Raw genomic sequence first — 22820 nt, 5'->3', positions numbered from 1 at the left:
CTGCGCTGAACGGAGACCTACAGCGGGATGTTCTTGTGGCGGCCGCGGCGAGCGGGCGCCTGCGCCAGCGCCTCGGTGAGCTTGCTGCGGGTGTGCGCCGGGTCGATCTTCTCGTCGACCACGCCGATCTCGATGGCGCTGTCCACACCGCCGGCGATCCGCTCGTGCTCGGCGGCCAGCTGGTCGTGCAGCGCCTCCCGCTCGTGCTCGGGCGTGGCGGCCAGCTTCTTCTTGTGCAGGATGCCGACGGCGGCCTTGGCCCCCATCACCGCGACCTCGGCGTCCGGCCAGGCGAACACCTTGGTGGCGTTCAGCGACCGCGAATTCATCGCGATGTAGGCCCCGCCGTAGGTCTTTCGGGTGACCAGCGTCACGCGCGGAACGGTGGCCTCGCCGAACGCGTGCAGCAGCTTGGCGCCGCGGCGCACCACGCCACCCCACTCCTGGTCGACACCGGGCAGGTAGCCCGGCACGTCGACGACGACCACCAGCGGAATCCCGAACGCGTCGCACAGCCGCACGAAACGCGCTGCCTTCTCCGCGCTTTCGGAGTTCAGGCAGCCGCCCAGCCGTAGCGGGTTGTTGGCCAGCACGCCGACGGTGCGGCCGGACAGACGACCCAGCCCGACCACCATGGACGGCGCCCAGTTGCCCTGGAACTCGTCGAACGGCGTCTCGGCGTCGAGGATCGCGGTCACGATCGGGTGCACGTCGTAGGCCCGTCGTGCCGACTCGGGCAGCAGCGCGTGGATGTCGGTGTCACCGGCCTCGGCCTTGCTGCGGTCGAAATGCCCTTGCTGGCAGAACAATCCGACCAGCCGACGGCCGCGCTCGTAGGCGTCGAGCTCGTCGTCGGCCACGATGTGGCACACACCCGACTTCTTGTGGTGGGTGTCCGGGCCACCGAGGGAGCACATGTCGACGTCCTCGCCGGTGACGCTGCGCACCACGTCGGGGCCGGTGACGAAGACCCGGCTCTCGGGCGCCATCACGATCACATCGGTCAGCGCCGGACCGTAGGCGGCGCCGCCGGCGGCGAATCCGACGACCACCGAGATCTGCGGAATGTAGCCCGACGCGCGGATCATGGCCTCGAACACGGTCCCGACCGCGTGCAGTGCCCGGACGCCCTCGGCCAGCCGGGCCCCACCGGAGTGCCAGATGCCTACGATCGGGCTCTGCTCCTCGATGGCGGTGTCGTAGGCGTTGACGATGTGTGCGCAGCCTTCGGTGCCCATGGCGCCGCCCATGACGGTTCCGTCCGTGCAGAAGGCGATGGTGCGCACACCGTTCACGGTCCCCGCCGCGGACTGCACGCCCGAGCGGTCACGCTCGTGCAGGAGTTCCACGCTGCCGTCGTCGAAGAAATTGCCTAGACGCAGCAACGGGTCGCGTGGGTCGAGCGACTCGCCAACCGACGCGGGGGCCATGATTGTCATCGCAGGTCTCCTGTTCGAAGTTTCGCTCGGGTTTCTAATACCGCCCAAAGACGAGTGCCACGTTGTGCCCGCCGAATCCGAACGAGTTGTTGATCGCGTAGCGGTAGTCACCGGGGCGCGGTTTGCCTGCCACCACGTCCAGATCGATGTCTGGGTCGAGGGTTTCCAGGTTCAGTGTCGGGGGAATGACCTGGTCGCGCAACGCGAGCACGGTCAGGATCGACTCCACCGCGCCGACGGCACCCACCGAGTGGCCCAGCGCGGCCTTGGGCGCGTAGACGGCCGCGTTGCCGCCGTGCGGGCCCAGGGCGTTGTTGATCGCTTTGCCTTCGGCCAGGTCGCCGACCGAGGTGCCGGTGGCGTGGGCGTTGACGTGGTCGATGTCGCCGGGGGTCAGCCCGGCCAGCTGGATGGCGCGGCTCATGGCGTGTCCGGCGCGCTCGCCGTTGGGGTCCGGGGCCACCATGTGATAGCCGTCGGAGGTGATGCTGGCCCCCATCAGCCGCGCCAGGATGTTGGCGCCGCGGGCCTTGGCGTGCTCTTCGGTCTCGATCACCATCAGCGCGCCGGCCTCACCGAACACGAACCCGGTGCGGTCCTTGTCGAACGGCCGACAGGCACCGACCGGGTCGTCGTTCTTGGTCGACATCACGATGCGCATCTGGGCGAACGCGGCGATCGGCACGGCTTCGATCTTCGTCTCGACGCCGCCGCAGATGGCGATGTCGGCCTCACCGAACACGATGTTGCGCCACGCCTGGGCGATGCCCTCGGAACCCGACGCGCACGCCGACACCGGGGTGAGGACACCGGCTTTCGCGTGCCGCTCCAGGCCGACCGCCGCGGCGGCACCGTTGGGCATGTACTTCTGCACCCCCAGCGGAGAGACCGCCTTCATCCCACGGGCACGCATGTCGTCGTAGCTGAAGACCATTTCTTCCGACGAGCCCAGGCCGGTGCCGATGGAGACCATCAGGCGGTTGGGGTCGACCTCGGGCGAGCCGGTGTTCTCCCACACCCGGCGGCTCAGAACGGTGGACATCCGCTGCAGGTAGCCCGTCCTGCGCAGCTCGACGCGTGTCAGCTGGCTGTCGAATTCCTCCAGCAGGTGCCCGCCGATGCGGACCGGCAAGTCGAACTCTTCGACGAACGGGTCGTCAAGCTTGCGAATACCACTTTGGCCGTCCAGCAACAACTTCCAGGTGTCGTCGGCGTCGGTCGCCACTGCGGTCGTCATGGCGATGCCTGTGACGACGACATTCGGGAGTGTCTTCCCGGTAACCAGCTCGGTCATGGGTCTTGCGAATGTTCCTTCCGTGTTGTCCGGCTCCTCGGGCCGGTGCGGCCCGCATCGTCGCCGGACGCCGTGCTTAGTAACGCCCGAACGCGAGGGCCACGTTGTGGCCGCCGAATCCGAACGAGTTGTTGATCGCGTAACGGAGTTCGCCGTAGCGAGGCTCGCCCGCGACAACATCCAGATTGATCTCTGGATCGGGTGTCTCGTAGTTCAAGGTTGGCGGTATGACGCCGTCCCGAAGGCTCAAAACCGTCAGGACAGATTCCAGCGCGCCGACCGCGCCGATGGAGTGGCCCAGCGCCGACTTCGGCGCGTAGACCGCGGCGTGGTCGCAACCGGCGACCCGCAGGGCGTTGGCCTCGGCGGTGTCACCGATCGGCGTCGCCGTTCCGTGCGCGTTGACGTGGTCAACGTCCTTGGGGGACAAGCCCGCAAGCTCCAGCGACCGCGTCATCGCCCGGCCGGCACGCACGCCGTCGGCCGCCGGTGCCACCATGTGGAAGGCGTCCGAGGTGATGCCGGCACCCATCAGTCGGGCCAGCGGCTTGGCGCCGCGGGCCTTGGCGTGCTCCTCGCTCTCGATGAGCATGAGCGCCCCGGCCTCGCCGAAGACGAAGCCGTCACGGTCCTTGTCGAACGGACGCGAGGCGCGCTCGGGCTCGTCGTTGCGGGTCGACATGGCGCGCATCATGGAGAACGCCGCGATGGGCAGCGCCTCGATGGGGCCCTCCACGCCGCCGCACACGGCGACGTCGGCGTCGCCCATGACGATCTGGCGCCACGCGTGCGCGATGGCCTCCGAGCCCGACGAGCAGGCCGACACCGGGGTGATGACCCCGGCGCGCGCCCCGAGCTGAAGACCCACCACGGCCGCGGCACCGTTGGGCATGATCATCTGAACGGCGAGCGGCGACACCTTGCGGGGGCCGCCCTCGTTCATCAGGTCATAGCTCTCGATGACCCGTTCGGCGCCACCCAGACCGGTGCCCACGACGACGCTGAACCGGTCCGGGTCGACGTCGGGGCTGCCGGCGGTCTCCCACAGCTGGCCGCTGAGCAACTTGGCCATCCGCTGGACGTAGGACATGCGCCGCAGGTCGAGCCTGCCCATGTGGTTGTCGACGGGCTCCTTGAGGTGCCCACCGATCTTGACGGGCAGGTCCCACTTGGTGATGTAGTCGTCTTCGAGGACGCGGATGCCGCTTTCTCCGGCTAACAAACCCTTCCACGTGCTCTCAACGTCCGGCGCGATCGACGTCGTCGCCGTGACGGCGGTTACCACAACACTGGGGTAACCGCCATTGGCAGTGGAAGGCTTGGTCACTTGCTGTCCGCTTCCAGCCTTGCCTTGACGTTGGCGACGGCCTCGGGGTTCTCCGTCTCCAGCTTGGCGCGCAGCGCCTCGGCGGCCTCGGGGTTCTCTTCCTCGAGCTTCTGGATGTAGGCGACGACGTCACCGACGGTGCGCAGACCGGCGAGGTCCTCGTCGGGGATCTTGACGCCGTACTTGTCCTCGGTCTGCACCGCGATCTCAACCATCGACAGCGAGTCGATGTCCAGGTCGTCGACGAACGACTTCTCCGGGGTGACCTCGGACGGCTCGATACCGGTCACCTCTTCGATGATCTCGGCGATACCGGCGATGATTTCTTCTTGGCTAACGGCCACGGTCTATTCCCTTCGTAATGTGTTGAGTGCAAATCGGATTGACGTTTGCAGTTGTGATTGTTTCTGGCAGAAGCCGGCTGCTTAGATGCTGGCCAACTCGTCCAGATCTGCGGGTGACTTGACGGCACGGGCCGTCACCCCCCGAAGTTCGCGCTTGGCGATACCGGTGAGAGTGCCCGCGGGCGGGAACTCCACGATCGCCGTGACAGTGTTCTCGGTGCCTTCACGCAGATACTCGGTGCACAGGTCCCAGCGCACCGGCTGGGTCAGCTGAGCGACGAGCGCGTCCATCGCGGCCGCCGCCGACTTGACCGGCTTTCCGTCGCGGTTGGACAGCAGCGTGGCGGTGGGCTCCGCGGTCGCGACGGCGGCCGCCGCTGCGGCGTAGCCGTCCAGGGCCGGAGCCATGTACTTGGTGTGGAACGCCCCGGCGACGCCCAGGGCGCGCACCCGCGCCTTGGCCGGCGGGTCCTCGGCGAGCTTCTCCAGCGCGGCGAGCGAACCCGCGGCGACGATCTGGCCGGCGGCGTTGCGGTTGGCGGGGAACAGCTCGAGCTCCTCGAGGCGGCTCAGCACCTCGGCCTCGTCACCGCCGAGCACCGCGGACATGCCGGTGGGCTCGATGGCGCAGGCCTTGGCCATTTCGGCACCCCGGGTGGCGGCCAGCGCGACCGCGTCGTCGGCGCCGATCACCCCGGCGATCGCGTAGGCCGCGATCTCGCCGACGGAGTGGCCCGCCACGATCAGGTCTGCGTCGATGAGCAGGCCGCGTCGGGCCAGCTCCTGGTGGGCGAGCAGCGTGGTCGCCACGACCAGGGGCTGCGTGACCGCGGTGTCGGTGATCTCCTCCGTCGACGCCGTGGTGCCCAGCCGCACCAGGTCGAGGCCGCTGGCCTTCGACCACAGGGCCAGCTGGTCTGCTGCGCCCGGCTGCTCCAGCCATGGCGACAGCATCCCCTCCGTCTGCGCACCCTGACCGGGCGCAAGCAATGCGATCACGTGTCTAAGAGAACACTGTGGAAACGGTTTTGGCCGGTGTAACAGATTATGAACCTCGTCTTAGGTTTTTGTAGACACCCAACAAAAGCGCTCTTTAAGCTACCCGTTTGATATCGTGCCGCGATCTGTGTCCTCAATCACTAGCGCCGGGCCGACGCCGCGATACCGCCCCTGACCGGCAGCGGAACCGGAGCGACGGTGTCGCTGGCGGCGCTCGGGGGCTGCGTCGGATAGTTGAGCTGGCCCACCGTCGACGCCACTCGCAGGACATATGCGTCGCGGGGCTGGGTGGGATCGCGCCCGGTGAAGTCGGTGATCCGCTTGAGCCGGTATCGCACGGTGTTTGGATGAACGAACAACTTCCTGGCACAAGCTTCAATCGCGCCGCCAGAGTCTAAGAAAGCGTCAAGGGTTTCGACGAGCGTCGGGCCGGCGTCGGCCAGCGGTCCCATGACGTCGGTATGCAGCGCAACGATCGCCGACGCATCGCCCATCAGGGCCCGCTCGGGCAGCAGTTCTCGGGCCAGGACGGGCCGTGGGGCCCCGCGCCAGCCCGCGACGGCGTTCATCCCGGAGATCGCCTCGCTGGCGCTGTGGTAGGCCGCGGTGAGCATCGGCGCGGTGGGTCCGATGACCACCGGGCCGTCGGAGAACGCGTTCAGTAGGTCGCCCAAGAATTTATCGGTCGGTGACAAATGGCCGGACACGATCGCCACCAGCCAGGTGCCGTGTACGTCGGTGAGGGCGGCGCGGCCGTGCCGGGCGGCGATGTCGCGAAGGTGCTGGCTGGCGCGCTGGGTGCCGCCCAGCTCGTCTGAGCCGTCGCGGCCGGGTGCGGGGATGCCGACCACCACCGTCGCCGGCGCGGTGGTGTCCCAGTTCAGCGCGGCGGCCCGCGACAGCAGTTCGGGTCCGGTGTCGCCGCGGACCACCGCGTCGACGACGCTGGCCTCCATCCGGCTGTCCCAGGTGCCGCGCGCCTCGGCCGCATCGGCGTACTCGCCGGCGAAGGTGAATGCCAGGTCGCGGCTGTACTTCAGAATTCCCACCGTCAGCGCGGTGAGCTGCTCCTCGGAGCGGGCCACCAGCGGCACGACCTCCTCGAAGAACTCCATGGTCACCCGGACCATGTCGACGCTGTGGCGCAGCGCGATCCGGCGGGTCACGTCCTGGGGCACCAGTTCGAAGGCCTGCGCGGTGTAGCTGACGTTGCTGTGCGGGTCGTGCATCCACTCGACGAAGTTCACGACCGCGGTCTGCACCACGAGCGCCACGCTGGCCCGCTGGGAGGCCTCCAGGTCGGCGAAGAACGGCAGCCGCTCCTGCATCGCCGTGACCGCCTCGGTGGCCAGCCGCCCCGAGTACTGCTTCAGCCGCCGCAGCAGCGATTCGGGCACCGTGTCCAGCAGTTCCAGCGGCGACCTCGGGCGGTTGGCCGCGAACGGACCGGCGAAGGCGTTGTCGTTCACTCCTAAAACCTACGCGAGATTTCTGGAAGATTCCGCCAAGGCGGGGCTCGCGTCGTAGGTGCGTCCGCGGGCGCTAGGTCGCGGTGCCGGCGTCGGCAGACTGTCCCGCCGCGGCCTGCACGTCGTCGATCCGGTACTGACGGGCGGCCGCGCTCGGCACCGACGGGTCGATCTCGCCGTCGCGCGCCAGCGCTTCGAGCACCGCGACGACCTGTGACTCGGCGTCGGTGTTGAAGAAGCGCCGGGCGGCGGGCCGGGTGTCGGAGAACCCGAACCCGTCGGTGCCCAGCGTGACGAAGGTGCCCGGCACCCACGGCCGGATCTGCTCGGGCACGGCGCGCATCCAGTCCGAGACGGCAACGACCGGGCCGCCGGCGTTCTGCAGGGCCTGCGTCACATACGGGGTGCCGGCCCGCCGGTCCGGGTGGCGCAGCTTGGCCCTCTCGATGGACACGCCGTCGCGGTTCAGCTCGCCCCAGCTCGTCACCGACCACACATCGGCGGCGACGTCCCACTCGGCGGCCAGCATCTCGGCCGCCTTCAGCGCCGCCGGCATGGAGACCCCGGACGCCAGGAGCTGCGCTTTGTTGGTGCGTTGTTCGGTGGCGGCGTGGTAGCGGTAGATGCCGCGCAGCAGTCCCTCGGGATCGAAGTTCTCCGGCTCGGGCGGCTGCACGTAGGGCTCGTTGTAGACGGTGATGTAGAAATACACGTCTTCCGGGTTCTCCCCGAACATGCGGGCCAGCCCGCTTTCCACGATGTAGGCGATCTCGAAGGCGAACGCCGGGTCGTACGACACGACCGCGGGGTTGGTGGCGGCCAGCAGCAACGAATGGCCGTCGGCGTGTTGCAGCCCTTCACCGGTGAGCGTGGTGCGCCCCGCGGTGGCCCCGAGCAGGAAGCCGCGCGTCATCTGGTCGGCCGCGGCCCACAGCCCGTCGCCGGTGCGCTGGAACCCGAACATGGAATAGAAGATGTAGATCGGGATCATCGGCTCGTTGTGCGTCGCGTACGACGTGCCGGCCGCGGTGAACGAGCCCACCGACCCGGCCTCGTTGATGCCCTCGTGCAGGATCTGGCCGACTTCGCTTTCCTTGTAGGCCAGCATCAGGTCGGCGTCCACGGCGGTGTACAGCTGGCCCAGGCGGTTGTAGATCTTGAGCGACGGGAACCACGAGTCCATCCCGAAGGTGCGCGCCTCGTCGGGAATAATCGGCACGATGCGCGGACCAACTTCCTTGTCGCGCATCACTTCTTTGAAGGTGCGCACGGTCGCCATGGTGGTGGCGACCTCCTGGTTGCCCGATCCCTTCTTCAGGGCCTTATAGGTGTCGCGGCCGGGTAGCCGCAGCGCCTTGGCCTTGGTGCGGCGTTCGGGGACGAAGCCGCCCAGCGTGCGGCGCCGGTCGAGCATGTAACGGATCTCCGGGGCGTCGGGCCCGGGGTGGTAGTAGGGCGGGAGGTAAGGATCCTCGTCGAGCTGGGCGTCGCTGACGGGAATGCGCATGGAGTCGCGGAAAGCCTTAAGATCTTCCAGCGCAAGCTTTTTCATCTGGTGGGTGGCATTGCGGCCCTGGAAGTGGGCGCCCAGCGAGTAACCCTTGATGGTCTTGGCCAGGATCACCGTCGGCTGGCCCTTGTGGTCGACGGCGGCGCGATACGCGGCGTAGACCTTGCGGTAGTCATGCCCGCCGCGCTTGAGGTTCCAGATCTCCGAATCGGTCATCTGCTCGACGAGCGCCTTGGTGCGCGGGTCGCGCCCGAAGAAGTGGTCGCGCACGTAGCTGCCGTCGTTGGCCTTGTACGTCTGGTAGTCGCCGTCGGGGGTGGTGTTCATCAGGTTCACCAGGGCGCCGTCGCGGTCGGCGTGCAGCAGGGCGTCCCACTCGCGGCCCCAGACCACCTTGATGACGTTCCAGCCGGCGCCGCGGAAGAACGACTCCAGCTCCTGGATGATCTTGCCGTTGCCGCGCACGGGGCCGTCGAGGCGCTGCAGGTTGCAGTTGATCACGAAGGTCAGGTTGTCCAGGCCTTCCAGGGCCCCGACGTGCGCGAGCCCGCGGCTCTCCGGCTCGTCCATCTCGCCGTCGCCCAAAAAGCACCACACGTGCTGATCGGAGGTGTCCTTGATGCCCCGGTCGTGCAGGTAGTGGTTGAACCGGGCCTGATAGATGGCGTTGAGCGGGCCCAGCCCCATCGACACGGTGGGAAATTCCCAGAAGTCGGGCATCAGCCGTGGGTGCGGGTAGGACGGCAACCCGCCGCCGGGATGGCTGTGTTCCTGGCGGAAGCCGTCGAGCTGCTCGGTGCTGAGCCGGCCTTCCAGGAAGGCGCGGGCGTAAATCCCCGGGGAGGCGTGGCCCTGGATGAACACCTGGTCGCCGCCGCCGGGATGCGATTTGCCGCGGAAGAAGTGGTTGAAGCCGACTTCGTAGAGCGCGGCCGACGAGGCGTAGGTCGAAATGTGGCCGCCCACGCCGATTCCCGGGCGCTGGGCGCGGTGCACCATGATGGCGGCGTTCCATCGGATCCAGGCCCGGTAGCGGCGTTCGACGTCCTCGTCGCCGGGGAACCACGGTTCGAGCTCGGTGGGGATGGTGTTGACGTAGTCGGTCGACGTCAGCGACGGGATGGCCACCCGCTGCTCGCCCGCCCGCTCCAGCAGCCGCAGCATCAGATAGCGCGCCCGCGCCGGACCCGAGCGCTCCAGCAGGTCGTCGAAGGACTCGAGCCACTCGGAGGTCTCTTCGGGGTCGATGTCGGGCAGATAGGACGCCACACCTTCGCGGATCACCCGGACGCGGTCGGGTTCGCTTGCGCTGCTTGGGTTTTTGGCTAGATCGTGGCGCGCGAACTCGGTGGTCAACTTCCGCTCCTGTAGTCGGCGGGTGTGCTTATTGCGTTGTGTCCCTCTATCGTGCCGCACCGACGTGATGGGCGGGTAGCCGAGACCAACTCGGTGTGTACCGGGGCGCGCCGAATCGCCACGCGGTAACGTCAGCAACCGTGCTCATCGGATGGCGTGCCGTCCCTCGCACGCAGGTGGGGGACCTCCCCAAGCGAGGTGCGCTGGTGTTTGGCTGTTTGGCGGCGGTGCTGATGGGCCTGATAAATGTGATCGTGGGCTGTACCACTGTCACGAAAGGCACGGCCACCCCCGATACGAAGGTCGCCCCGGCGTACCGGCAGTCGGTGTCGGCGTCGGTGTCGGCCTCGTCGGCGACGTCGAGCGTCCGCGAATCGCAGCGGCAGCAGTCGCTGACGACCAGGGCGGTGCACAGCTCGTGCGACTCGCTGGCCACCACCAGCAAGGACGCGATCGACAAGGTGAACACCTACGTCTCGTCGTTCAACGGGGGCCGCAACACCGGCCCGACCGAAGGCCCGGCCATCGGGGCCCTTAACGACAGCGCCACCACCGTCTCCAACAGCTTCAGCGATGCGCTGTCGCAGCAGCTGAAGGACGCTTTCAACGCCTACATCGACGCGGCGCGCGGGGTGGCCAACGCCATCGGCACCCACGCGTCGATACCGGAATTCAACAAGCGGGTCGACCAGCTCAACGACACCAAGACCAAGGCGCTGAAACTCTGCCTGGCGTCCTTCTGAGGCGCCCGGCGAGCCAAGGGTATGGACCGCGTTCGGGCTGTGCGACGATAATTCGAATCGCACGGTGCGCGGATGGTTTAAGGAGGCTCCACGTTGGTCGCGGCGGATCACGCCCCGAGCTACGCTCGCAAGCTGGGCATCCAACGAGACCAAGTCGTCCAGGAATGGGGCTGGGACGAGGACACCGACGACGACATCCGCGCCGCGGTCGAGGAAGCCTGCGGCAGTGAGTTGCTCGACGAGGACAGCGACGAGGTCATTGACGTCGTGCTGCTGTGGTGGCGCGATAGCGACGGCGACCTGGTGGACACCCTGATGGACGCGATCACCCCGCTGGCCGAAGACGGCGTGATCTGGGTGTTGACGCCCAAAACCGGAAAGGCCGGCCACGTGCCGCCCTCCGAAATCGCCGAGGCGGCCCCCACCGCCGGCTTGATGCCGACGTCGTCGGTCAACCTCGGGGACTGGAGCGCCAGCCGGCTGGTGCAGCCCAAATCCCGGACCGGGAAGCGTTGATGCTGCCCGTCGGCGCCCCCGCCCCCGACTTCACATTGCGCGACCAAAACCAGCAGCCCGTGGCCCTGAGCTCGTTCCGCGACGCCCGCAACGTCCTGCTGATCTTCTTCCCGCTGGCCTTCACCGGGATCTGCCAGGGCGAGCTGGACCGGCTGCGGGACCACCTGCCGGAGTTCGAGAACGACCACAGCGTGGCACTGGCGATATCGGTGGGGCCGCCGCCCACGCACAAGATCTGGGCCCTGGAGAGCGGGTTCACCTTCCCGGTGCTGTCGGACTTCTGGCCGCACGGCGCCGTCAGCCAGGCCTACGGCGTGTTCAACGCCGACGCCGGCTACCCCAATCGCGGTACCTTCGTGGTCGATCGGTCGGGGATAATTCGGTTTGCCGAAATGAAACAGCCCGGCGAATCCCGCGACCAGCGGGCGTGGACTCAAGCGCTGGCGGCGTTGCGGGCGTGACGTTTGGGTGCTTGGGTTTCCGGCGTGTAGCCTGCGGCGGACCCCCGGGTTTCAGGGCGCGTAGCTCAGTGGTAGAGCTCTGGTTTTACACACCAGCGGTCGGCGGTTCGATACCGTCCGCGCCCACCCTTGTTCTTCCAGGTCAGTGACTTAACGCGACGCTCTGGGATTGGGTTGGCGAACCCCCGTTGTGCCAAGAATGTGCCAACTGTGTTCGCACACGCGGTCGAGCGTGTGCCCGTCAATGTGGATCAGCGCCGCTCGCCGGCGCGCGGCGCCCGGCCGAAAAGCGCATCTCGCCCGCCGAGGCGAGTGCGTCGTCGTAGACGTGGCCGTATACCCGCAGTGTCATCGCCGGATCGTGGCCCAGCCACTTCGCTGCCGCAGAAACAGTGGCGCCGCTGTCGAGCATCCGCGTAGCGGCAGTGTGCCTAGTGTCGTGTAACCGGATCACAGGAACACCGGCAGCCGCGCAGTGACGGCGAAATGCCTTGGAATAAGTCTCGGGCCGAATCGGGGAGCCGTCTGGATTGACAGCGACCAGGCCGGCGTCGATCCATGTCGGGCCGAACGCCACCCGTTCGCGCTTTTGTTGCGCGCTCAGCGCGCGCAACGCGAGCATGACATCAGCGGGCATCGGCAGGGTGCGTCGTGAGCGTTCGGACTTCGGTCCACCGGTCGCGGTACCCGCGCCGCGCACGACGACCCGGCCCTGGGCAACGCTGACGGTCCCGGCGTCGAAGTCCACCGCTGACCACGCCAAGCCGAGCACTTCGGAGCGCCGCCAGCCAGCCAGTGTGAGAAGCCAGCACGCATACAACCGGTCGCGGCGGACATGCTCGCGGAACCGCTCGACCTGTTTCGGCGTCCACGTCGACATCTCGCGGTGCTCGATGGCCGGGCGGTCGACGAGCTGGGCGACGTTACGTGCAACCAGTCCGCGCTTCATGGCCGTGGTGAGCGCCGACGACAGCACAGTGAGCATCGCGCAGACGGTTCGATTACTCACGCCGCCAGGTACTTTCGGACGTTCGGGTTCGGCGGCCACCGCAGCAACGTATCGCGCCCGCCGCGGGCGCAGAACATCGCCAGGTAGGACCAGACGGTCGAGTGCCTTGATGCCAGGTTCGCCGAACGTCGTCAGCAGTTCCGAATACCCCGCGCCGTCTGACTGTGCGCGGAGGTAGGCCAAGACTTCGGCCGACCGCCGCCCGCGCTTAGCACGGTGGGGGATCGGTTCGCCGGTTAGACGCAACGTCACCAGCTCGTCGAGGTGCGGGGTGTCGAGGTGCTGTAACGGGACCGTGCCGAGATGGTCGATGACGGGCTTGAGGGCGGCGCGGTAGCCGTCCAGGGTGTTAGGGCGCACACGGCGGCTGTCGAGCCACTCCGTCAAGAATGCGCCCACGGTCACCTTGTCGCGGCGGACCAGGGTCCCAGCTGACGTTTCGGTGGTAATACGCGCGTACTCACGTCTGGCCTCGGCCAGGGTCGCGTAGGTGTAGCGGCGCCGATCGCGGGAGCCGTCGGGCTTTGTGCCCGCGTCGATTTGGAAGGTGTAGCTGACTTTTCCGTTGCGAGCGACGCGCTTGGTGATCGGTAAGGCACGACGGGCGCGCACGCTCGTTTGGCGGTGGGGGGTGGTCGGGCCCCCGGCGGTTTCGGCACCCATCGGTCGGACTCCTCGGTGGTGATTCTCGATTCGCGCTGGCAATCAATTGGGAATGCCACTGCTAGACAGAGCCTTTCACGAGGCTAGCTCACGAAGGCCAGCGGTCACCACATAGACGCGGCTGCCCAGCCGTCGGATGGGCAGGTCTCCGGAGGCCGCCAGGCGGTAGGCCGAGGGCCGGCTGATTCCCAACAGCTTCGCGGCTCGAGGCACCGCGAGCAGCAGGGGTAAATCGTTGAACACGTTGTCTTCCAGATTCATCAGTTCGCCTCTCCGTAGGCAGTCTCCTGCGGAAGTGCGTTTATGCGCCGGCGGCGGCCTTCGCCGGTGCCACATCTGCTGTCTGGGTGAGCGTGTTGGTAGGCGATGCCTAGACCGGCGATGGTGACCGCACGTCCCGCGGAGACCTTCGGCTCCCCGGCGACCGTCACGCCAATCACGTCTCCGCCCGACGCGTCGAAGGCCATGACTCGGGCCGGCCCCAGCGGCATGCCGGTGGCCTTGTCAACGCTGGCCTGACCCGTCTTGAAGTTCGTACCCGGTTCTGGCGCTCGTGTGCACGCAAACGACACATTGGTGCTGTCCATCTTGAGTCTCATTACCGTGCTATCCCTTCCGGTTGTTGTTTTGGCGCGGTTCTTTTGGATCGCGCAACTAGCACAGCGCGACTGGTCCAGGCGCCGGAAGTGATGCCCAGTGATGGCAGTGATGCCCCCAGACGCGCACGATCGCCTGACGTCACGAATCGGGCTTTGGGTCGTCGACGAACGCTCGCGGGCGAGCGTGCCGAAGCCGCCGGCCGCCAGCGGCATCCTCGGTTGGCACGACGTCTCGCATCATGTCCGGTACCGCCTCTGTATGACGAGGAGTACGCGAGGGTATTGCGAAATCTGACCATCTAGGAGGTGGAATGTGTGGTTTGGGAAGGGATTCCATCTCTGTATGGATTTCAGCCGTGCCCGCGCGGCTCGGCCCCGACCCAGCCGATCCGGGGTGATCGACGACGTGAACCCGAAGATTCGCTGGTGGCGGCTCCCGTCCGCTCGGCCGCTCCCGTCCGCCGCCACCGAAACCCGATTTGCACGCCTCAGCCACCCAGACTCCGGCAGGACACTCGCCAGCCGGTGCGGTTAAGAGTTTCTATACATGAGAATCAAGGGCCGTGACAAGAAGGACCGGATAGCCTATGACAGCCTCAGGGTCCACGCCAAGAGGCATTACGACGACGCTGCTGTAACGGCCTACTGGCGAGCCCGGATGCACAAGGAGCTGATGAAAGCCCTCGGAGGATAACGAGTTGTAGGACCGTGGCCATGCTCGTCAACCGGGAGACAACGCCGGTTCAATTGCACGCCAAACCTTTCGCAACTGGAGATCCCACCGGGAGAGGAAATTTTTCGTACTTATAACGCCGTGCGGGGATCGGTGTGGCTTTGGCTTGGCTTCGGCCCCGAACAACCCGCGCAGACGAAATTAACGACCGGATGCCTTGCACTCAGCCGGTGAGTGGCATGGTGACGTGCAGCGCCGTGCCACATCCCAGCGGACTGATGACATTCATGTGGCCGCCGAGCACTTCGACGCGGTCTTTAAGCCCGATGAGTCCGGAGCCTTTGCGGGAATCCGCGCCGCCGATGCCGTCGTCCTGAATCGACAGGCACAGATTGTCTTCCCTGACTTCTGCGCAGACGGTCACCTCGGAGGCCTGGGCGTACTTGGCGGCGTTGGTCAGCGCCTCGGCCACCACGTAGTAGGCGGCGACCTCAACCGATTCTGGCAGTCGCCCCTCAACGAGAACGTCAACGTTGGCCGGTATCGCGCAGCGGCGAGCCAACGTCCTCAGCGCCGGTCCCAGGCCGCCGTCAGAGAGGATCGCCGGGTGGATCCCCCGCGAAATCTCTTGCAAGTCGGTTGAAACCGCGGTCAAACCCGACACGATGCCCGACAGCTGCTCCTCCAAGTCGTGCTGATCGGGTCGCACCCAACCCTGCGCCTGGCGCAGTTGCAGCGCGAGTGAGACCAGACGCTGTTGTGCTCCGTCGTGCAAGTCCCGTTCCAGGCGACGGCGGGCGTCATCGGCGGCCGCCACGATCCGAGCGCGGGAGGCAATCAGTTCATCGCGGGCGACGGCGTTGGCGATGGCGGTGGCGACCAAATCGGTGAAGTCACCGATACGCTCCTCGGTGTCCTCCGGCAGCGGTTTCGGCACCGATGATGCCAGGCCGATCACCCCCCATACCTCGCCATCGACGATGACCGGAACACCGACCCCCGACTGGACGCCCATCTCGCGGATGATTTCGTTAAGCGAACTTGCCGTGTGCTCCAGGCTGTCCTGGCGTGCGGGGAGGCCGGTTTTGAGGATCGTCGCCGGGATGTTGTCGCCGTCTAATGTCATCCGCAAGCCAATAGGCAGCGAATCCATGCCCGGTGCAGTACGGCTTGCCAGAAGGGTGGCAGTCCCGTCGCCCTCGTAGCGCAGCAGTCCGCCGTTGTCCGCGTGGAAGCATACGAGCAGTTCGTCGACTACCGCCTCAAAAATCTCCGACGGGGCGGCCCCGCGTGCGACGAGTGTCGCCGCCCGCCGCAACGCCGCCTGCTGCTCGGCAAGCTCAGCGAGCTGGTCGCGGCTAGTCTGCAGGTCGTCGCGGGCGGCGGCGTTGGCGATCGCGGTGGCGACCAGGCCGGCGAACTCAGCGACGCGCTGCTCGGTATCGGAGGGTAAAGGCCCAGGTTCTACCGAGGCGACGGTCGCCACGCCCCATAGGCGTCCATCGACGATGATTGGCGCTCCCACCGCCGCACAAATGCCCAACTCACGCACGACTGCAGCGATCGAACCGGTTGCATCGTCAAGGCTGTCCTGTCGTGCGGGGCGGCCCGTGTGTAGCACCATTGCTGCGAGGTTGTCACCCTCGATCGTCATGCGCTGGCCCACGGGATCCGACGGCAACGCCGGATCGCTGGCTGAGGCGACCAGCGTAACTTCGTCGCCGGTCTCGAAGCGGAACAACGCCGCGGTCATCGCACTTAGGCATCGGCGCATTTCATCGGCCACTGCCGCGAACAGCTCAGAGGAGTCCACTCCGCGGGCCACCAGCGTCGCCACCCGCCGCAGCGCGGCCTGCTGCTCGACGGGCAGGCTTGGCTTGTCGCGGCTTGCGCCCAGCATGCCCGCCGCCTCAGCGAGCCGGTCCTGCTCATCCGGGCGTTCGGTCACCGCGCACCTCCGCAGGTGGCGTCAAGCGATAACGCCATGCCGCTAAGTATGGGCGTTTTTTTTGAATGAATCACCGCAACGGCTACGTTGCGGTGAGTGGGCGATTACCGCACCTCGCACGGTGGGCGCGGGACACCTGACCCTGGTCGCACGGTCACCCAACATCATTAGTAGTGATGTTGCTCCCGTCGGGTGCCCAGGAGGGCGCCTAACACGTCGCTCGCTGCCGAGGCGAGACTAAGGCTGAGGTCGCTGGCTATCTCAAATCACCCCAATTGGGGCTATTTGCCCAAGGGGTGAACGTGCTCCCTATGAGCTGTCGCGCGTCCTAGCCGAAGGCGCGGGTTGCTTAGCTCCTGGCGTAGCGTTCGGCTTAGGTCTTAGGTGGGACGGGGTAGCGCATCAGCCGGGCTTTACTCGGAGAGACTGCGCGCGGCCTGAGCAGCTCCCTAGCGTAACGAGTTGTAGGACCGTGGCCAGGCTCGTCAACCGGGAGACAACGCCGGTTCAATTGCACGCCAAACCTTTCGCAACTGGAGATCCCACCGGGAGAGGAAATTTTTCGTACTTATAACGCCGTGATGCTCGCGTTCACCCATGGCCGCGGCCAACTGTCCTCTGAAGGCTTAACGTACGGGGCCCGGCGCAAACCAGCCGACTGGCATGGCCCGGCCTTGAAGGGAAGTGCCGTGAGCGTTGAGCGCCGGGCGCGTCGCAGATTCGGCAGTGCCACCTGGTGTGCCCGCCGCCGCCGTGGCCGCGGCAGGCGACCCTCCGACGAGGACTTGGTTGGGTTCCGATGGCCGCCCCGTCGCCACGACGGGGCGCTGGGACGGTGGCTGGATCCGGTGCCCGTTACGTCCCGAAGTTCTCCCACCGGTGATCGATGTCGATGACGAACTCGCCGCCGCAATCAGCTCGGGCATCCGCGCGGACGCAGCTAGCGCTGAGCGATTCCAGCTAGCTGGCAGTCCGTTTGGAGGCCAGCGGTGGCGACAACGCGTCGCAGGCCCGGGATTGTTGGAGTTTGAGCACCGGCGCAGACACCCTGCATGTCGCAACGGCAGGGTTTCATCAGTGATGAGGAAGAGGATGACCTTGAAGACAACAACATTGGGGAAGACCGGACTGCACGTCTCGCGCATCGCCTTCGGCACATAGCAGCTACGTGGAGACTGGGGTCAGTTCGATGCAGACACCGCCGTGACTGCGATCCGACGCGCTCGAGAGCTCGGTGTCAATTTCTTGACACCGCGCAGGCGTATGGATTCGGTGCGTCCGAGCGGATCCTTGGGATGGCGCTTCGCGACGAATTGGCCAAGTACCGTGACGAACTCGTGATCGCCACCAAGGGCGGCTTGCGCAAAACTGACACCGGCGTTGTCCGCGACGCCAGCCCGGAATGGCTACGCCGAGGCGTGGACGCGAGCCTTGCCGCGCTGGGCCTGGACTACATCGACCTCTATCAGGTGCACTGGCCCGATGCCACCGTGCCCGTCGCGGAGACGGCGGGTGCGTTGGGCGAACTCATAGCCGACGGCAAGATCCGCCACATCGGGGTGTCGAATTACACCGCTGACCAAATTTTGGCCGCCGGAGAATACATTTCGATGCGCAGCCACAAAGAGTCCTATGAACGCGAAATCAGCCTGGGATCCGAGGAATTGCGCGACGACCCCGAGGCCGAGGTTGAGGAACTGGCCCTGATCTATCGAGCCAAGGGCCAATGGCGCAGTGGAGGCCGAGCGGGTCACGATCACCATCATGAAGGACGGTGACGCCGCGTTGGACACCATGGCCCGCGAGGAACTCGGGCTCGACCCCGACGAGCTCGGCTCGCCCTGGTCGGCGGCCATCTCAAGCACAGGAGATCCGCGGTGGCAGTAAGGGTTTGGAACACCCGACGATTGGCGAAGGCGCAACGGCTCGCCGCCGCTTCGCCCTATACCCGGGGAAAGATCGTCGACCCCAAACAGCTGACACCCGCGCTGACGGCGTTGTTGCGCAGCGGCGACAAGGTGGCGTTGGAAGGCGACAACCAGAAGCAGGCGGACTTCCTATCCCGGACGCTGGCCCAAGTCGACCCGTCCGAGGTGAACGACTTGCACATGTTGATTTCGTCGGTGTCGCGCAGCGAGCATCTGGACCTGTTCGAAAACGGCATTGCCACCAAGCTCGACCTGGCCTACGCGGGACCGCAAAGCGTGCGCATCGCCCAGCTCGTTGAGGACGGTGTCGTGACGATAGGGTCGATCCATACTTACGTCGAGCTGTACGCGCGCATGCTCGTCGACCTGTGCCCGGACGTGGCGCTACTCGTTGCCGTACAGGCCGATCGGCACGGCAATCTCTACACCGGCGCCAACACGGAGGACACCCCGACGATTGCGGAGGCAACGGCCTTCCGCGACGGCATGGTCGTCGTCCAGGTCAACGAAATCGTCGACGACGCCTCGCAGCTGCCGAGGGTTGACATCCCCGGCGACTGGATCGACCTCATCGTGGAGGCCGATCGGCCCTTCGCCATCGAGCCGCTGTTCACCCGCGACCCGCGGCAGATCAACGACGTAGCCATCCTCAAGGCAATGATCGCCATCCGCGGGGTATACGAGCGGCACGAGGTCGTCTCGCTCAACCATGGCGTCGGCTTCGACACGGCCGCGATCGAACTCATCCTGCCCACCTACGGCGAGTCGCTGGGTCTGCGGGGCAAGATCGCCAGGCACTGGGCGCTCAACCCTCATCCCACGCTCATCCCGGCCATTGAGTCCGGCTGGGTGGAGTCGATTCACTCGTTCGGCGGCGAGTCTGGCATGGAGCAGTACACCGCGGCGCGACCCGACGTGTTCTTCACTGGTCGGGACGGCTCGTTGCGGTCGAACCGGGTGCTGTGCCAGCTTGCCGGGCAATACGCCATCGACATGTTCATCGGATCCTCGTTGCAGATTGATGCAGATGGCAACTCATCGACGGTGACCGACGGTCGGCTGTCGGGGTTCGGTGGAGCCCCCAACATGGGCCACGACCCCCGCGGACGGCGCCATTCGTCACCCACCTGGCTTGGCTTGGCTCATGGCGAGGGCGCAGCGTTGCGCGGCCGCAAGGTGGTCGTGCAACTGGCCGAGACCTTCCGCTCGGGCGGCACGCCGACGTTCGTCGAGTCGTTGGATGCCATCACGGTCGGCGAGCAGGCTGGCCTGTCGATTCCCCCCGTGATGATTTACGGCGACGACGTGACCCACGTCGTGACCGAGGAGGGCGTCGCCTATCTGTTCAAGACGGACAGCTTGCACGAACGCCGCGAAGCAATAGCCGCAGTCGCAGGTGTGACCCCCGTGGGCAGGCGCGCAGACGCCAAGACCGTCGAACGCCTTCGCCGGGACGGCGTGGTCTGCTACCCCTCCGATCTCGGGGTCGACGTGTCGGCAGCCAACAGATCGCTGCTCGCCGCGAAGAGCATCGGCGACTTGGTGGCCTGGTCCGGCGGCCTCTACAACCCGCCGGAAAAGTTCCGGGACTGGTGACGACATGACGCTCGCCGCCCTCGGCGCCCCCGCGCGCGTCGAGACCACCTCGCGGACCGTCGCACGCACCGCTGTGACAGCGATGGTCGACGAGGCCGAGCTGGCGCCAAAACCCGGCCTGGTCGACCCGCGCGGACTCTCCGCACACGATGACATGGATCTCAGCACACTCATCGCCTCCGCCCGCGCACTCGAACCGACGTTCGTCGGGCTCGCCGACCTGGCTGTCGGCAGACACCCCGACGTCGACCTCCGCGCGGCCGTCGGTTCCGCGGGCAGGCGCGGCGAACAACGGATGCTGGACGCAACGGCCGGCGTGAACACCCACCGGGGCGCGCTCTGGGCGCTCGGCCTCCTGGTCTGCGGAGCGGTCAACGCCAACGACGTCGACGGCATCGCCGAGTACGGCGCGCAGCTGGCTCGACTGTCCGATCCAGCTCCATCCGCATTGCGGCCCGACTCGCACGGCTCCATGGTCATGCGGCGCTACGCGGTGGCAGGCGCCCGCGGCGAGGCGCAACGAGGGTTCCCTCACGTACGGTTAGCCGTCGCGGCGCTGCAGGACGGGCGGAGAAAAGGATTGTGCGCTCAAGCCGTCCGACTGTCCGCGTTGATCGAGTTGATCGCCCGCCTCGACGACACGTGCCTGTTGCACCGCGGCGGCTTCGGCGGCCTCACCGCCATGCAACACGCGGCCCGCACAGTGCTGGCCCAGGGCGGCCCAGGCACACCGGGCGGAGACCTGGCGCTGGCCCAGATGGACCGAGAAGCCCGCCGGCGTCGCCTGTCACCTGGCGGCAGCGGCGACCTCCTCGCCGCCGCCATGTTCCTCGACGAACACGCCCACGGCGGCCAGTTCGAGCCGCCGACCATCGCGATGCCGGAGGTGACATGAGAACCCTTGACTACAGCTTCGATGCCGACGCCGCAGTAGTCCGCGCAGCCCACGTGGGCGTCGTCGCGTCCGGCGACCTGGAGATCGTGGTGGACACCGCGTCCCCCGCCGACACCGCCACGGTTCGGGTGCGTACCAGCGTCGACGGGTTTGACTCCGCTTGGCAGGCGGTACTGGAACGCTTCTTCGCCCAGCAGCCCCTGGCAGGGCGGTGGGAGATCAACGACTTCGGCGCCACCCCGGGCGTCGTGGCGCTGCGGCTGCGCCAGGCAGCCCAGCTGGCGACCGCAGGAGAATCGAAGTGACCCGCGCGACGCCACCGCAGCAGCGACCCAGTGCCACTGATTGGCAACACGTTCTTGCGCGCGACAGCTTCCTGGAACGCGACGCCCACGCCCGCGCGGCCGCACTGCTGGATCCGGATTCGATGCGCGTTCTGCTCGGGCCATTCGACCGGCTGGAGTCGCCATGGCTCGAGCCGCAGGAGATCGTGCCCCAGTTCGACGACGGCGTCGTCATTGCCAAAGGCACGATTGACTCTCGGCCGGTCGTCGTCGCCTCCATCGAGCAGAAGTTCCAGGGCGGCGGCATCGGCGAGGTGTCCGGGGCCAAGATCAGCCAGTTGCTCAGATTAGCGGCCGAGCAGTCCCGCACGGCCACCCGCACGGCGGCGGTCATCTTGTTCGAGACCGGCGGAGTCCGATTGCAAGAGGCCAATCTGGGGCTCAACGCCGTTGCCGAGATCTGCTCGGCGATCTTGGACCTGCGCAGGTGGGCACCGGTGGTGGGAGTGGTGGCCGGCGCAGTCGGCTCCTTCGGGGGTTTGAGCATCGCCGTTGGTCTGTGCAGCCAACTGATCGTCACCCGCGAGGCGCGCATCGGACTCAACGGACCCGCCGTCATCGAGCAAGAATGCGGCATCAGCGAGTTCGATTCGTCCGACAAGGCGCTCATCTGGTCAATCGACGGCGGCGAGCAGCGCGTGGGCACTGGGTTGGCCGACGAACTGGTCCTCGACGACGCCTCGGCGATCCGGGAGGCAGTGACCGCAGCCGTCGGCGCGCCACCCAAGCAAGCAGGGACTCACCGCAGCGAACGTACCGAGGTGTTGAGCAATCGGCTCGCATTGCTCGACCCCGCGGACCCACCCGAGCCAGGACAGCTGCGACGGATGTGGGGGCCCGCCTACGAGACCGTCTCGGAACGGCGATTCGCGCGCCCCGCGTCCGACGAGCCGGCGAGTAGCCGCGGCGCAACATGGCTTCGCTTGCTCGCTCGTTCAGCGGGTGGCAGCGCCCCCGTTGCGCTCATTCCGTCGGTGCTGCGTGCCGACACTGCGGACATCACGTATCTGGCCGTGGTGCCCGACGCATCGAACCCGTTCCACCGGGCGCGCGAAGGGCAGGTCGGACTCAGCGAGTCGCTGCTCCTTGCCGAGGCGGTGCGCGCAGTGGCGCGGCGCGAGGCACACAAAGCGGCCCAAGACAAGCGCGCCGTCGTCGCGGTCGTCGATCTTCCAAGCCAGGCCTATGGGCGGATCGAAGAGATGGCGGGGCTGCACCAAGCAATCGCCACAGCCGTGGACGCCTACCATTCAGCTCGCCTCGCAGGGCATCCCGTGATCGCCCTGGTCGTCGGCACGGCACTGTCGGGCGGCTTTCTCGCCCATGGTTTACAAGCGAACCAGATGCTCGCCCTGGATGACCCCGGCGTCGAGATCCACGCGATGCACAAGCCGGCAGCCGCGCGAATCACCCAGCGCACGATCGAACAGTTAGACGCGCTTGCCACGATCGTCAAACCACTGAGCTACCGAGTCCGCGACTGGGCGGCCTTGGGGTTCTGCGACGGGCTCCTGTCGGTGTCCAGTGCAGATGACCCTACTGAATCCGATCTGCTGTTGGTCCGGGTTGCGATCGCACAGGCAATTGAACGGGCCAGGACGGGACCCCTTGACCTGTCGAACCGTATGACCAGCGCCGACGCGGCGAAGAGCAGGAGCGCCTCGATCGCAGTCAGGGACCGGCTGGCACGGCAATGGAGCTAATCAC

Annotated in this window: 18 protein-coding genes, 1 tRNA gene and 1 pseudogene; 9 read left to right on the top strand and 11 right to left on the bottom strand. The window is 66.8% G+C overall.

All coding sequences use genetic code 11. From position 1 onward, the window contains the following. Positions 1 to 17 precede the first annotated feature (17 nt). The 7 genes from A5764_RS24245 to aceE all read right to left on the bottom strand — a co-directional run bounded on the left by A5764_RS24245 (position 18) and on the right by aceE (position 9738). Entirely contained in the window at positions 18 to 1439 is a 1422-nt protein-coding gene (locus A5764_RS24245; protein ID WP_067118383.1) for an acyl-CoA carboxylase subunit beta, read from the bottom strand. 34 nt (positions 1440 to 1473) lie between these two features. Beyond that, complete coding sequence (kasB, locus tag A5764_RS24240; protein WP_067118380.1) at positions 1474 to 2733, bottom strand: 3-oxoacyl-ACP synthase KasB; 1260 nt, start codon at positions 2731 to 2733, stop codon at positions 1474 to 1476. A gap of 76 nt (positions 2734 to 2809) precedes the next feature. Then, positions 2810 to 4060, bottom strand: coding sequence for a 3-oxoacyl-ACP synthase KasA (gene kasA, locus A5764_RS24235; RefSeq protein ID WP_067118377.1), 1251 nt, complete (start codon positions 4058 to 4060; stop codon positions 2810 to 2812). Continuing rightward, on the bottom strand, positions 4057 to 4404 hold the full coding sequence (gene acpM / locus A5764_RS24230) for a meromycolate extension acyl carrier protein AcpM (RefSeq protein ID WP_003872368.1): 348 nt from the start codon (positions 4402 to 4404) through the stop codon (positions 4057 to 4059). Before acpM ends, kasA begins: the two co-directional genes overlap by 4 nt. Before the next feature lie 81 nt (positions 4405 to 4485). Continuing rightward, positions 4486 to 5403 carry an ACP S-malonyltransferase gene (locus A5764_RS24225; RefSeq protein WP_067118374.1) on the bottom strand — a complete coding sequence of 306 codons (918 nt, stop codon included), beginning with the start codon at positions 5401 to 5403 and terminating at the stop codon, positions 4486 to 4488. A 140-nt stretch (positions 5404 to 5543) separates the two neighbouring features. Beyond that, positions 5544 to 6872: a CdaR family transcriptional regulator gene (locus tag A5764_RS24220; RefSeq protein WP_067118371.1), complete on the bottom strand. Its 1329-nt coding sequence runs from the start codon at positions 6870 to 6872 to the stop codon at positions 5544 to 5546. A gap of 73 nt (positions 6873 to 6945) precedes the next feature. After that, on the bottom strand, positions 6946 to 9738 hold the full coding sequence (aceE, locus tag A5764_RS24215) for a pyruvate dehydrogenase (acetyl-transferring), homodimeric type (protein WP_067118368.1): 2793 nt from the start codon (positions 9736 to 9738) through the stop codon (positions 6946 to 6948). Between the two features lie 140 nt (positions 9739 to 9878). On the opposite strand from aceE, the gene A5764_RS24210 reads away from it, so the two are divergent. From A5764_RS24210 to A5764_RS24195, 4 genes are all read left to right on the top strand, one after another. Further along, on the top strand, positions 9879 to 10481 hold the full coding sequence (locus A5764_RS24210) for a hypothetical protein (protein ID WP_067118367.1): 603 nt from the start codon (positions 9879 to 9881) through the stop codon (positions 10479 to 10481). A gap of 93 nt (positions 10482 to 10574) precedes the next feature. Continuing rightward, a complete protein-coding gene (locus A5764_RS24205) occupies positions 10575 to 10997 on the top strand; it encodes a DUF3052 domain-containing protein (protein ID WP_067118364.1) in 423 nt (140 codons plus the stop codon). Next, on the top strand, positions 10997 to 11458 hold the full coding sequence (locus A5764_RS24200; protein ID WP_067118361.1) for a peroxiredoxin: 462 nt from the start codon (positions 10997 to 10999) through the stop codon (positions 11456 to 11458). The genes A5764_RS24205 and A5764_RS24200 overlap by 1 nt, the downstream gene beginning before the upstream one ends. A 54-nt stretch (positions 11459 to 11512) precedes the next feature. Continuing rightward, a tRNA-Val gene (locus A5764_RS24195) sits at positions 11513 to 11584 on the top strand. 115 nt (positions 11585 to 11699) lie between these two features. Here A5764_RS24195 and A5764_RS24190 read toward each other — a convergent pair. The 4 genes from A5764_RS24190 to A5764_RS24175 form a co-directional block, all read right to left on the bottom strand. Then, positions 11700 to 13130, bottom strand: coding sequence for a site-specific integrase (locus A5764_RS24190; protein ID WP_067118358.1), 1431 nt, complete (start codon positions 13128 to 13130; stop codon positions 11700 to 11702). A gap of 75 nt (positions 13131 to 13205) precedes the next feature. Beyond that, a complete protein-coding gene (locus tag A5764_RS24185; RefSeq protein ID WP_067118355.1) occupies positions 13206 to 13391 on the bottom strand; it encodes a helix-turn-helix domain-containing protein in 186 nt (61 codons plus the stop codon). Beyond that, positions 13391 to 13717 carry a hypothetical protein gene (locus A5764_RS24180; RefSeq protein ID WP_156664848.1) on the bottom strand — a complete coding sequence of 109 codons (327 nt, stop codon included), beginning with the start codon at positions 13715 to 13717 and terminating at the stop codon, positions 13391 to 13393. The genes A5764_RS24185 and A5764_RS24180 overlap by 1 nt, the downstream gene beginning before the upstream one ends. Positions 13718 to 14625: 908 nt before the next feature. Beyond that, positions 14626 to 16239, bottom strand: coding sequence for a GAF domain-containing protein (locus tag A5764_RS24175; protein WP_067118488.1), 1614 nt, complete (start codon positions 16237 to 16239; stop codon positions 14626 to 14628). A gap of 1209 nt (positions 16240 to 17448) precedes the next feature. On the opposite strand from A5764_RS24175, the pseudogene A5764_RS29580 reads away from it, so the two are divergent. From A5764_RS29580 to A5764_RS24150, 5 genes and pseudogenes are all read left to right on the top strand, one after another. After that, positions 17449 to 18213: pseudogene (locus A5764_RS29580) on the top strand (aldo/keto reductase); the annotation flags it as partial. Between the two features lie 14 nt (positions 18214 to 18227). Beyond that, positions 18228 to 19874 (top strand): malonate decarboxylase subunit alpha, encoded by a 1647-nt coding sequence (mdcA, locus tag A5764_RS24165; protein WP_067118349.1) that lies wholly within the window; start codon positions 18228 to 18230, stop codon positions 19872 to 19874. A gap of 4 nt (positions 19875 to 19878) precedes the next feature. Next, positions 19879 to 20769, top strand: a complete 891-nt coding sequence (locus A5764_RS24160; RefSeq protein WP_067118346.1) for a triphosphoribosyl-dephospho-CoA synthase — start codon at positions 19879 to 19881, stop codon at positions 20767 to 20769. Next, on the top strand, positions 20766 to 21074 hold the full coding sequence (mdcC, locus tag A5764_RS24155; RefSeq protein WP_067118343.1) for a malonate decarboxylase acyl carrier protein: 309 nt from the start codon (positions 20766 to 20768) through the stop codon (positions 21072 to 21074). Before A5764_RS24160 ends, mdcC begins: the two co-directional genes overlap by 4 nt. Next, entirely contained in the window at positions 21071 to 22816 is a 1746-nt protein-coding gene (locus A5764_RS24150; protein ID WP_231989800.1) for a biotin-independent malonate decarboxylase subunit beta, read from the top strand. The genes mdcC and A5764_RS24150 overlap by 4 nt, the downstream gene beginning before the upstream one ends. The last annotated feature ends 4 nt before the right edge of the window (positions 22817 to 22820 follow it).

Source organism: Mycobacterium sp. 852002-51057_SCH5723018 (assembly GCF_001667035.1).
Taxonomy (GTDB): Bacteria; Actinomycetota; Actinomycetes; order Mycobacteriales; family Mycobacteriaceae; genus Mycobacterium.
This window is presented reverse-complemented; position numbering and strand designations above follow the sequence as displayed.

Excerpts from the sequence above, each read along its gene's own strand:
- A5764_RS24245 (WP_067118383.1), bottom strand. The coding sequence starts at position 1,439 with ATGACAATCATGGCCCCCGCGTCGGTTGGCGAGTCGCTCGACCCACGC.
- kasB (WP_067118380.1), bottom strand. The coding sequence starts at position 2,733 with ATGACCGAGCTGGTTACCGGGAAGACACTCCCGAATGTCGTCGTCACA.
- A5764_RS24200 (WP_067118361.1), top strand. The coding sequence starts at position 10,997 with ATGCTGCCCGTCGGCGCCCCCGCCCCCGACTTCACATTGCGCGACCAA.
- A5764_RS24190 (WP_067118358.1), bottom strand. The coding sequence starts at position 13,130 with ATGGGTGCCGAAACCGCCGGGGGCCCGACCACCCCCCACCGCCAAACG.
- A5764_RS24185 (WP_067118355.1), bottom strand. The coding sequence starts at position 13,391 with ATGAATCTGGAAGACAACGTGTTCAACGATTTACCCCTGCTGCTCGCG.
- A5764_RS24180 (WP_156664848.1), bottom strand. The coding sequence starts at position 13,717 with ATGGACAGCACCAATGTGTCGTTTGCGTGCACACGAGCGCCAGAACCG.
- A5764_RS24160 (WP_067118346.1), top strand. The coding sequence starts at position 19,879 with ATGACGCTCGCCGCCCTCGGCGCCCCCGCGCGCGTCGAGACCACCTCG.
- mdcC (WP_067118343.1), top strand. The coding sequence starts at position 20,766 with ATGAGAACCCTTGACTACAGCTTCGATGCCGACGCCGCAGTAGTCCGC.